The sequence below is a fragment of the Lutibacter sp. B1 genome (assembly GCF_012524075.1).
Taxonomy (GTDB): Bacteria; Bacteroidota; Bacteroidia; order Flavobacteriales; family Flavobacteriaceae; genus Lutibacter.
The window spans coordinates 30,531-42,842 of the sequence record NZ_JAAZUI010000019.1; the positions used below are offsets into that span (position 1 = coordinate 30,531).

The 12,312-nt window shown below is 30.7% G+C and carries 4 protein-coding genes; all 4 read left to right on the plus strand.

The window, feature by feature from the left end; all coding sequences use genetic code 11:
- Window positions 1-136: 136 nt before the first annotated feature.
- The 4 genes from HGB55_RS11465 (at window position 137) to HGB55_RS11480 (ending at window position 12,179) form a co-directional block, all read left to right on the plus strand.
- The gene (locus HGB55_RS11465; protein ID WP_168817040.1) at window positions 137-2,938 is read left to right on the plus strand and encodes a gliding motility-associated C-terminal domain-containing protein; all 2,802 of its coding nucleotides are present in this window, start codon (window positions 137-139) and stop codon (window positions 2,936-2,938) included.
- A 38-nt stretch (window positions 2,939-2,976) separates the two neighbouring features.
- A complete protein-coding gene (locus HGB55_RS11470; RefSeq protein WP_168817041.1) occupies window positions 2,977-3,912 on the plus strand; it encodes a type IX secretion system membrane protein PorP/SprF in 936 nt (311 codons plus the stop codon).
- Between the two features lie 16 nt (window positions 3,913-3,928).
- The gene (locus HGB55_RS11475; RefSeq protein WP_168817042.1) at window positions 3,929-5,824 is read left to right on the plus strand and encodes an OmpA family protein; all 1,896 of its coding nucleotides are present in this window, start codon (window positions 3,929-3,931) and stop codon (window positions 5,822-5,824) included.
- A gap of 115 nt (window positions 5,825-5,939) precedes the next feature.
- The gene (locus tag HGB55_RS11480; protein WP_168817043.1) at window positions 5,940-12,179 is read left to right on the plus strand and encodes an alpha-2-macroglobulin; all 6,240 of its coding nucleotides are present in this window, start codon (window positions 5,940-5,942) and stop codon (window positions 12,177-12,179) included.
- Window positions 12,180-12,312: the final 133 nt, after the last annotated feature.

Sequence of the window (12,312 nt, forward strand, 5' to 3'; positions counted from 1 at the left end):
AATAACTCTGTTTAAAAGTTTCATATTTTTAGAATATTATAAAGCTATAAATCATTTTTTTTATCTAAATTTAGACTACAGTTAAACCCCTAAACTTTTAAATACTGTAAAAAACAACTAACCAAACTTAATTTCAATGGAAAAAGAAAATTCTTTAACCTTCAAAAAAATTATATTTCTTTTCGTAATTTTTTTATTTTTTATCCCTCAATCTATTCACTCTCAATGTACTAATCCTGACCCTACAGGTAATTCTTTTCAAACTTTCTGTGCAACAGAATATAGTATGATTGGTGATTTAGTTGCTGATGGAGGACAAATAGTATGGTTTGATGCTCCAACTGGAGGAAATCAATATGACACATCAACACCGTTAATAGACGGAACAATTTACTATGCCGATGATATTGCAAATAATAATTGCAGTCCTAATAGACTGGCTGTGGAAGTTGCAATTTATGGGGAAGTGCCTACAAACGTTAACGTATTTGTTGGTATTTGTGCTAATGATGACTCTACTATTGGAGGCTTATCAGCTACCGGTAGTAATATTGAATGGTTCGATGCTCGAACAGGAGGGAATTTACTTTCGTTATCTGATCCTTTAGAAAACGATACAACTTACTGGGTTCAACAAACTGAAAATGGTTGTACTAGTGATAGACTACCAACAACTGTTACCATAATAGATCCTCCTTCTGCAACGGTTGAAGAAGAACAATCATTTTGCTTTCCTCCAAATCCAACAGTAGCTGATTTACAAGCTGCTGAAACTGATATTTTATGGTATGAAAGTGAAACCTCTACTATTCCTTTAGACTCAGAAACACTTTTGATAAATGGAGAAGATTATTGGGCTGTTCAAACTTCTTATCCTTGTGAAAGTACAATACGTGTTAAAACAACAGTTACTTTAGAGAAAACACCTTATGCCGGAGAAGACACTTCATATACAGAATGTGAAGTAAATTTAGAAACAATAAATTTATTTGATTTATTAGGTGGTACTCCTGATATTGATGGTAGTTGGACTGGACCAAGTGAATTAACCGGTGGTTACTTAGGCACTTTTGATCCAGATGTAAATATTGAAGGTATTTATACTTATAAAGTTGTAAGCCAATCTGGTTTATGCCCAGAAGATTCTGCTGATGTGACAATAAAAATTATTACAGTTCCTCCGCCAACAATTATTACAACTACACAGTCTTTTTGTTTAGATGAATATTTACCAGACTCTCCAACAATAGCTGACTTAATTGGAGGAGAAAGCATAGCGTGGTATTCTAATCCTTTATCTACAGAACCTTTACCTCTTGATCATGTTTTAGAAAATGAAACAACTTATTGGGCAGCAGCAATTGATCCTAATACAGATTGCCAGAGTATTACCAGAGTTAATACATTAGTTTATTTAGATACTGCTCCATACGCCGGTGAAGATGCTTCTTTAACTGAATGTAAAATAGACCTAGTTACTACAAATTTGTATGAATTACTTGGTACTGATGCTGATATTACAGGAACTTGGAGTGGGCCAAGCGAATTATCTGGAGGATATTTAGGAACTTTTGATCCTGAAGTAAACGTTGAAGGAACTTATACTTATACCGTTTCAAGCGAAAATGGAGCTTGTCCTGATGATGTTTCTGAAGTTATAGTTACAATTAATGAACCTGAATTTCCGACAGATTTTGTAACCTCTCAAGTATTCTGTACTATAAGTTCTCCAAATCCAACTGTAAATGATTTAGATACTAATGGTGAAAATATTATCTGGTATATTAATGAAACTGGTGATGAAAAATATACTGGTGATGAACCGCTTGAAGATGGTAAAGTTTATTGGGCTGCTATTGTGGATTCTGATATGGGATGCGAAAGTAAAACAAGATTAAATGTAACTCCTTCAATAATATCTCCTCAGTTTCCAACTACATTTGAAACCAATAGGTCTTTTTGTGCAAATCTAAATCCTACAGTTGCAGATTTAAGCACTAGCGGAGATGGTATTATTTGGTATGAAACTGAAACAAGTACTACCCCTTTAGAAAATACTACTTCTTTAATTGATGGAGGAGAATATTGGGCTTCTCAAACAGATATAGCTACAGGATGTGAAAGTATTTCCAGATTAATGGTATCCGTAACTTTTTATGATGAAGTTGCTCCTGTATCTACTGATTCTTCCCAAAATTTTTGTGAATCAAATACTCCAATAGTATCTGATTTACAACCTTCCGGGAGCAATATTAGATGGTATAATTCTGAAACAGAAACTGAACCTTTAAGTCCAACAGTTCAATTAGAGCAAAAAGAGTACTGGGTTACACAAATAAATACTACAACTGGTTGCGAAAGCTCAACTAGAGTATCAGTTGACGTAACTATTACAGATCCTGGAACTCCAAGCTTAATTTCTTTAGGAAATGAATTTTGTTTAATTGACCAACCTACAATTAATGATTTAAATGCAAATGTATCTCCTGTAAACGGTGGTGCAATTATATGGTATAACGCATATCCAGATGGTGACGAATTAAGTTTATCAGAACTATTAATTGATGGAGAAACATATTACGCTATTGAAAGTGACACTAACGGTTGTTTAAGTATAAATCCACTTTCCGTAACAGTTACTTTAGATGTATGTGACGATTATGATGTTGAAATTTATGATGGTTTTTCGCCAACAGGTAATGGTACAAACGATACTTTTAAAATTAAATATCTTCGAGAATTATATCCAAATTTTAAGGTTGAATTTTATAATCGCTGGGGTAAATCAGTTTACACAGCTAATAGTTCTAAACCCGATTGGAACGGTAGATTAGACGGTGATGGAGTTTTAGTTCCTTCAGGTGTCTATTATTTTATAATTCATTTCAATAAAGATAACAAAAAACCAATTCAACGAAGATTATACTTAAGCCGTTAAGTTTAGTTTTAAGTAACGTTCCTTTTAAAAGATAAAATATGAAAAAAATAATTTTACTATTTATTACACTTTTTTCAATTACTACATCTTGGGCTCAACAAGATGCCCAATACACACAATACATGTATAATATGAGTGTTATAAATCCTGCATATACTACAGATAACATTGGAGTTATAAATTTAGGAGCATTACATAGAACCCAATGGGTTGGTGTAAATGGCTCTCCAAAATCTTCAAATATATTTGTTCATACTCCCATAAATGAAAAAATTGAAGTTGGTTTTTCTTTTGTAAATGATGATATTGGTAATGTTGTAAAAGAAAATAACCTATACGCAGATTTTGCCTACAAATTAGATTTGGAAGAGTCCGGTAATTTATCATTTGGTCTAAAAACCGGAGTTACTTTTTTTGATGTAAATTTTAATGATTTTGTTCTAGAATCAGGCGACGTTTTTACAGATCCTGATTTTGAAGAAAACATCAATAAATCTTTTTTTAATATAGGTGCAGGAGTTTATTATAATACTGATAATTATTATATAGGTTTATCAGTACCAAATATTCTAAATGGAGAATACTTGGACAGAAAAAATGGGAAGTACCAAGGCACTGAACAAACACATGTATTTTTAACCGGAGGATATGTTTTTGATATAAATGACCTTGTTAAACTTAAACCTGCATTTATGGCAAAAACTGTAGAAGGTGCAGATTTATCAGTTGATATAACTGCTAATGTTTTATATAAGGATAGAATAGAATTTGGTATTGGTTATCGCTTTGATGATGCAATAAGCGGATTGGTTAATTTTAGAGCCACTCCCGAGTTACGTGTTGGCTATGCCTATGACCATACAACTTCAAATCTTGGACCTTTCAGTTCAGGATCACACGAATTATTTATTTTATATGACCTTGATATACTTAACCTAAACAATGGTTTTGATAAATCTCCAAGATTCTTTTAATAAAACAGCATCAAAAATGAAAAAAATACTAACTACTCTATTTATACTAACAATTTCAACACAACTTATGGTTGCACAAAATATAAAACGTGCCAATCATTTATTTGAAAAGCGTGCTTATTTAGATGCCGCAGAATTGTTTTTGAATGAAGAAAATAAAACGCAGGATGTTTATCAAAAACTGGGAGATTGTTATTATTTCAATACAAAAATGAGTGACGCTGCTCAATGGTATAAAATATTACTTACCAAATATGAAAATGATGTTACTCCAACCTATTACTACAGATATTCTCAAGCTCTAAAAGGAATTAAAAATTTTAGTGAAGCTGACAAATGGTTTAAAAAATACAATTCGAAAGCACAACTTCTTTCTGATAACGATATTGAGACTTTATCATTTTTTGAGACATTAAACAGTCAAATAAAAATATCTTATACCATCCATAAAGTACCAATAAACTCACCTGGTTCAGATTTTGGTGTCTCGTATTATGGTGATAAAATAGTTTTTTCTTCAGCAAGAAACGATGGGAAAAAATATGATTGGAATAACCAACCTTATTTAGATTTATATGAAGCTGAAATTATAAATAAAGATTCTGCAAACGTTACTCCTTTTTCAAGTAAAATAAACACAAAAATGCACGAATCCAACGCTGTATTTACTAAAGATGGCAAAACCATGTATTTTACTCGTAATAACTATATTGATGGTAAAAAAGGAAAAGATTCCAATAAAATAACCCATTTAAAAATTTACAAGGCTCAATTGGTTGATGATAATTGGACAAATATTACTGAGCTTCCTTTTAATAGCAATAACTATTCTGTTGAGCATCCTGCTTTAAGTCCGGATGAAAAACAACTTTATTTTGCATCAGACATGCCGGGAAGCATAGGTTCTTTTGACTTATTTGTTGTTGATATTAATACAGATGGAACTTATGGAACTCCTAAAAATTTAGGATCAAAAATAAATACTGAACTAAGAGAACAGTTCCCTTTTATAAGTAGCAATAACACACTCTATTTTGCCTCTAACGGGCATTTTGGTATGGGTGGATTAGATATTTTTAAAAGTGAAATTACTAATGGAACAGTTGCAACACCTGTAAATCTAAGTGACAAAATCAATAGTAATTTAGATGATTTTGCTTTTGTTATTGATGATAAAACTGAAACCGGATACTTTTCTTCTAATAGAGCCGAAGGTGTTGGAGATGATGACATTTATAGTTTTACTCAAGAAAAAAGCTACTTTCTAAATGGTATAGTTCAAGATAAAAATACTTTAGAATTATTACCTGATTCAAAAATTTCTTTGTTAGATAAAAATAATAAAACAATTTCTAGTATCATAGTAGGTAACGATGCTGCTTATTCATTTGAAATAGAAAAGAATAAAAAATATAAACTTTCCGGTTCTAGAAAATTATATGTACCTAGTGAAATTGAGTTTACAACTGACCTAAATGGAGACATTAATAAAACATTAAATTTGCAATTAGAACTTTATAAAGATGTTGAAAAAGAAATTGTTGAAGAAAATGGTAAAACTCAAATTAAAGCAAACCCAATTTATTTTGACTTTAATAAATGGAATATTAGAAACGATGCTGAGCTTGAGTTAGATAACGTAGTTGCCATTATGAAAAAATATCCTAAAATGATTATTGAAATTGGCGCACATACCGATTGTTTTGGTAGTGACGATTACAACTTAAAGTTATCAGAAAAAAGAGCTCAATCTGTAAGAGAATACTTAGTTAGTAAAGGTATTTCTAATAACAATGTAAAATCAGTTGGATATGGAGAAACTCAACCTGTAAACAATTGTGTTAAACCTGGAATGTGTAAACAGGAAGAATACGATTTAAACAGACGATGCGAATTTGTACTCGTAAACTAATTTATACTAAAAGCCGCTATAAAGCGGCTTTTTTATTTTAACTAAGCATATTTTAAACCAATCATTTAAATTTAGGTATAACTTTTGCTACATTTATATATCAAATCCTATATAAATGAAAAAGGCAATAATCTTATTTTTAGTATTCATTTTTAGCATCCAACTTTCAAACGCTCAGACACCTTTTGATTCTTATAAAAAAGATTGGGATAAAGTATATCAATTCGAGTTAGAATCTTTACCAAAATCGGCTTTAATTGAAGTTGAAAAGATCTTTATAAAAGCAAAAAAAGAAAACAATACATCTCAACTTGTAAAAACGCTTTTATATAAATCAAAATTTGCACTTACCTTAGAAGAAGATGCGCAACTAAAAGTTATAGAGAATTTAAAATCAGAAATTTCACAAAGTAATTTTCCTTCAAAAAATATGTTGGAAAATGTACTGGCAAATATGTACTGGCAGTATTTTCAACAAAACCGATGGAAATTTTACAACAGAACAAAAACTTCTGAAAAAATTGATACTACCGATTTTAGAACGTGGGATTTAGCTACCATTTTTACCGAAATACAAACGCATTTTCAAAAATCGTTAGAAAATGGGTTACTTGCTCAACAATACGATTTAAATACTATCAATGATATTTTACAACTTCAAAAAGACTCTAAAATATACAGACCAACTTTGTACGATTTTTTAGCACATAATGCCTTGGATTTTTTTGAAAAAGACGAACGATATCTTTCTAAACCGGCATATAAATTTGAAATTAACAATCCGGATTTCTTAGAAAATAACACTTCATTTCTAAATGCTGATTTTACTTCAAAAGACAAACAATCCAATCATTTATACGCTTTAAAAATTTATAAAAATCTTACTTTATTTCATTCAAAAGATAACAACCCTACTGCATTGATTGATGTAACCTTAAAAAGATTGCATTTTGTTAAAAACAATTATGTACTTGAAAATAAGGACAGTATTTATCTAAATACCTTACAACAACTAAAATCAACCTATCAAAAAAACGAAACTTCTACAGAAATTGATTTTGAAATTGCTCACTTTTACAATGAATTAGCCAATACTTACCATCCTAAAGACAATAAAGTGCATCGCTTCAAAAGAAAAGAAGCATTAGAAATTTGCGAACAAGCTTTTACTGCTTTTCCAAAATCACAAGGTGCTGAAAAATGTTTGGCTTTAAAAAATCAGATCCTTAAAAAATATCTTGCAATCACTTCTGAAAAATATATACCAATAAATACACCTTCTCGCCTACTTATCAATTATAAAAATATTGATAAACTGTATTTTAAAACTTTTAAAATTACCAAAATACAGATGGAAGCTTTCAATAAAATTTACAATGATTCCGCTAAAATTGATTATTTAAAAAATTTAAAATTGCTAAATGAATGGAAAAGTGACTTAAAAAATGAAAATGACTTTCAACAACATTCAACTGAAATTTTAGTACCTGAATTTTCTAACGGAAATTATTTGATTTTTGCTTCCACAGAAAAAGAATTTAATGCTGAAAACAGCTATGCAACTAATTATGTACAAATTACCGATTTAGTACTTATTGAAAACAACAATAAAACATACCAGGTTGTAAATAGAAATACCGGAAAACCTATTAAAAATGCCAAAATAAACCTTAAAAACTATAGAACAGGTGATTACAATAAACCTTTAAACAAAAACTTTGTAACCAACAAAAACGGGCAATTTACATTTAATAATAAGGAATATTACCGGAATGTTGTTGCTACTGTAACCTACAAAGATGATACCGCTACTTTTGGCGATTATTATTTGTATAAATACGATGATGAAGATACAACGGAAGAAGATGAAGAAATACTGATTAAACCTTTTGTTTTTACTGACAGAAGTATTTATAGACCGGGACAAACCGTGTATTTTAAAGCTATTTTACTAAAAAAACAAGGTGATAAAACTTCCGTTTTTACCAATGAATATGTAGAAATACTTTTAGAAGATCTTAACGGGCAAGAAGTTAAGCAATTGGATTTAAAACTAAATGAATTTGGTTCCGTTTCGGGAGAATTTATATTGCCTTCATATGGTTTAACAGGAGAATATACTATTTATATTGATGAAAGTTATGAATATGACAGTAAATTTTATGACAATGCCGACTATGATTTTGATTTTGATACGGAATTTCCAATTGCTGTAGAAGAATACAAACGTCCAAAATTTGAAACTTCATTTAAGCCCATAACCGAAACATTTACATTGAATGACAGCATAACAGTAAACGGCAATGCAACTGCCTTTGCAGGAAGTACCATTAGCGATGCTAAAGTAAGCTACCGAGTGGTTAGAACAGCTCAGTTTCCACGTTGGTATTCGCGTACTTCATTTTATTCAGAAGAAATGGAAATTACACACGGTGAAACGAGCACAAATGCTGAAGGAAATTACAAAATAACCTTTAAAGCAATACCTGATACTAAAATTCTACCTGAAGATCTGCCCACTTTTAATTATAAAGTATATGCTGATGTTACCGATATTAATGGTGAAACCCGAAGTGCCGAAACCAATGTAAAAGTAGGTTATCATACAATGGAAGCATCAATTTCTATTGACTCCAATATCAATAAACTACTCACTAACAACAAAATAACTATCAATACAAAAAATTTAAATGGCGAATTTGTACCGGCAAAAGGTATGGTGCGTATTTACAAATTAAAAGCTCCTAAAAAACCGTTGCGTGAACGCCCTTGGAATGCTCCGGATTATGAAGGATTTAGCAAAGAAGAATTTAAACAATTGTTCCCACACGACCCTTATACCGATGATGAAGGTGATGAAAATAACTGGGAAAAAGGAACGCTGGTTTTTGAAAAAGAATTTAATACCGAAAAACCCAAAGAAATACTTCTTGTAAATACACAAAATTGGACATCAGGTAAATACATTATAATTGCTACTTGTGAAGATAAATTTGGCAAACCCGTTAAAGATGAACAACGTTTTACGGTTTTTAGTACTAAAGATAAGCAAGTAGCAGACAGCAAATTATTTTTTATAAATACCGATAAAATATCCTACTTACCAAATGATGAAGTGCTTTTGAAAATAGGATCTGCTTCAAAAGATATTACAGTTACCATTTTTGTTGAAAAGCAGCACAAAATAATTGATTCGTACTTTATTCATTTAAATAATGAAACAAAAACGCTAAAAATTCCTGTAACTAAAGAAGATATTGGTGGTTTTGCTATCAAATATCATTATGTAAATTATAATAGTTTTGAAAATGGTACAGCAAATATAACTGTGCCTTTTGATGTTGATAAATTAAGTATTGAAACCCTTACATTTAGAGATAAATTACAACCGGGAAGCGAACAAACTTGGAGTTTTAAAATTAAAGGAAGTGAAAAAGAAAAAGTAACTGCGGAAATTTTAGCCTCAATGTACGATGCTTCTTTAGATGAATTTAAAGCACATCAATGGAATTTTAATCCAATTAATCCAACCTATTATTATACGTATAATAACAGCTCGGCAAATAAAAGTTTTGGAACAAATCGCTTCAATGTTAGAAATTTAGAACGAACTTATTTTAGCTATCCAACAAACAATTATGATGAACTAAATTGGTTTGGGTTTGGGTTTTATAATAATTTAAGAATTAGAGGTATAAGTTCGGCTAAAACTTTACAAAAAGGAAATAATGTAATTGAAATAGTTGAAGATTCTGAAGAATTAGAAGACATTTCTTTTATGGAAATTTCAGAAAATGATTCACTTGATGAAGTTGTGGTAGTTGGCTATGGTATGAAAAAAGACTCTATTCCTCAAGTAAAACTAGAACCTATAGATTTTTCATCTGTAAAAATCAGAAAAAACTTTAATGAAACCGCCTTTTTCTTTCCACATCTAACAACAGATAAAGAAGGCACTATAAGCTTTAATTTTACAGTTCCTGAAGCTTTAACACGATGGAAATTACAATTACTGGCGCATACCAAAGAGGTTAAATCTGCAACAAAAACATTAACAACAATTACTCAAAAAGAGCTGATGGTATTACCAAATCCTCCTCGTTTTTTACGTGAAGGTGATAAAATTGTGTTTTCAAGCAAAATTTCAAATTTAACTGAACAACAAATTATAGGTATTGCACAATTACAATTAACCGATGCCATAACAAATAAAGATATTACAAAAAACTTACTTTCTCTCCCTTCGGGAGAGATGCCAAAGGCAGAGAGGAATTTTACCATTGATGCCAAAGGAAATACTAGCGTAAGTTGGTTTTTAACTATTCCGGAAAATATACAAGCTGTTCAATATAAAATTGTGGCAAAAGCCGGCGATTTTTCTGATGGAGAACAAAATGCTTTACCTGTTTTATCTAACAGAATGTTGGTTACTGAAACCTTACCAATGTGGATTAAGAGTAACGAAACCAAAACATTTACGCTTGATAAGTTGAAGAACACTTCGACTCCGCTCAGTGACCAAACTTCAACTCCTACAGGAAATCAAACATCAACTACACTAAGTAATCATAAATTAACATTAGAAGTTACCTCAAACCCGGCGTGGTATGCAGTACAAGCATTGCCCTATTTAATGGAATACCCTTACGAATGCTCCGAACAAACTTTTGCACGTTATTATGCGAATATACTAGCAACACATATTGCAAATTCAAATCCGAGAATTCAAGAAGTTTTCAACCAATGGAAAAACAGTGGTGCTTTACTTTCTAATTTAGAAAAAAAAGAAGAATTAAAATCGATTATTATACAAGAAACGCCTTGGTTACGAGATGCACAAAGTGAAACAGAACAAAAAAAGCGCATTGCACTGCTTTTTGACCTTAATAAAATGAAAAATGAAGCTGAAACTACACTTACTAAATTGGCTGAAATGCAATTTAATAATGGTGGTTTTCCTTGGTTTAAAGGAAATCGTTATCCGAACAGATTTATAACACAACATATTGCTTCCGGTTTTGGACATTTACGAAAATTAGGAATAATATCAAGCAATACCACATCGAGCGAAGTCGAGATGTCAGAAAAAATAATTAAAAAAACAGTAAATTTTTTAGATATTGAAATTGTAAAAGATTATACTAAACTGTTAGAACAAGCTCAAAAAATAAAAGAGAGAGCAAAAACTAAAGCAGAAGGAATTAAAGCCGAAAAGGAATTTTTAGCAAAAAATCATTTAGGTCATTTTCAATTACAGTATTTGTATATGAGAAGTTTTTATCCTGATATTTCGCAAAATGATAGTGTAAAAACTGCATCCAATTATTACTTAAAACAAGCTGCCGAGTTTTGGAAAGACTTCAATCTGTATTCAAAAGGTTTAATTGCATTGGTTCAACATAGAATCAGTAATAAAACTGTTTCAGAAAAGATTTTAAAATCATTAAAAGAAAATAGCATTACCAATGAAGAGTTAGGAATGTATTGGAAAGAAAATACAGCAAGTTGGTATTGGTTTCAAGCACCAATTGAAACACAAGCGCTATTGATTGAAGCTTTTTCAGAGATAGAAAATAATACCGAAACTATTGACAATCTTAAAATTTGGCTGTTAAAAAATAAACAAACAAACCGCTGGGCTACAACCAAATCTACAACCGAAGCTGTATATGCTTTATTGTTGCAAGGAACTAATTGGTTAAAAACAAGTGATTTTTTAGGTGTTCAAATAGGTAATAAAAAAATAAACCCTTTAGCGTTGGAAGAAACAAAAATTGAAGCAGGAACAGGTTATTTTAAAACCTCATTTTATAAAAATGAAATTGTACCTGAAATGGCAACAGTTACTTTAACCAAAAATACAGAAGGTATTGCTTGGGGAGCTTTGTACTGGCAATATTTTGAAGATTTAGATAAAATAACATCTGCTGAAACTCCACTTAAATTATCGAAAAAGCTATTCTTAAAAAAACATAGTGACACAGGTGAAGAATTGGTTGAAATCAAACCAAATTCAACCTTAAAAATAGGTGATTTAATTACTGTTAGAATTGAATTGAAAGTTGACCGAGCAATGGAATTTGTACATATGAAAGATATGCGCGCCAGTGGTTTGGAACCTGTAAGCGTACTTTCTCAATACAAATGGCAAGATGGTTTGGGTTATTATGAAAGTACAAAAGATGCCAGTACCAATTTCTTTTTTGATGATTTGCCAAAAGGCGTTTATGTTTTTGAATACGATTTAAGAGTAAATAATAAAGGGGATTTTAGTAATGGAATTACCACCATACAAAGTATGTATGCTCCAGAGTTTAGTAGCCATAGCGAAGGCGTTAGAGTTACTATTGAGTAGTAAACATCTAAAAAATATGTCAAATTAGACTTGTTTTAACTTCTCTTCAACTGTAAAAACAGTATGATGTGATTCTGAAACAAGTTCAGAATGACGATTAAAGAAAATTTTTAAGTTTTCATTTTGAATTGAA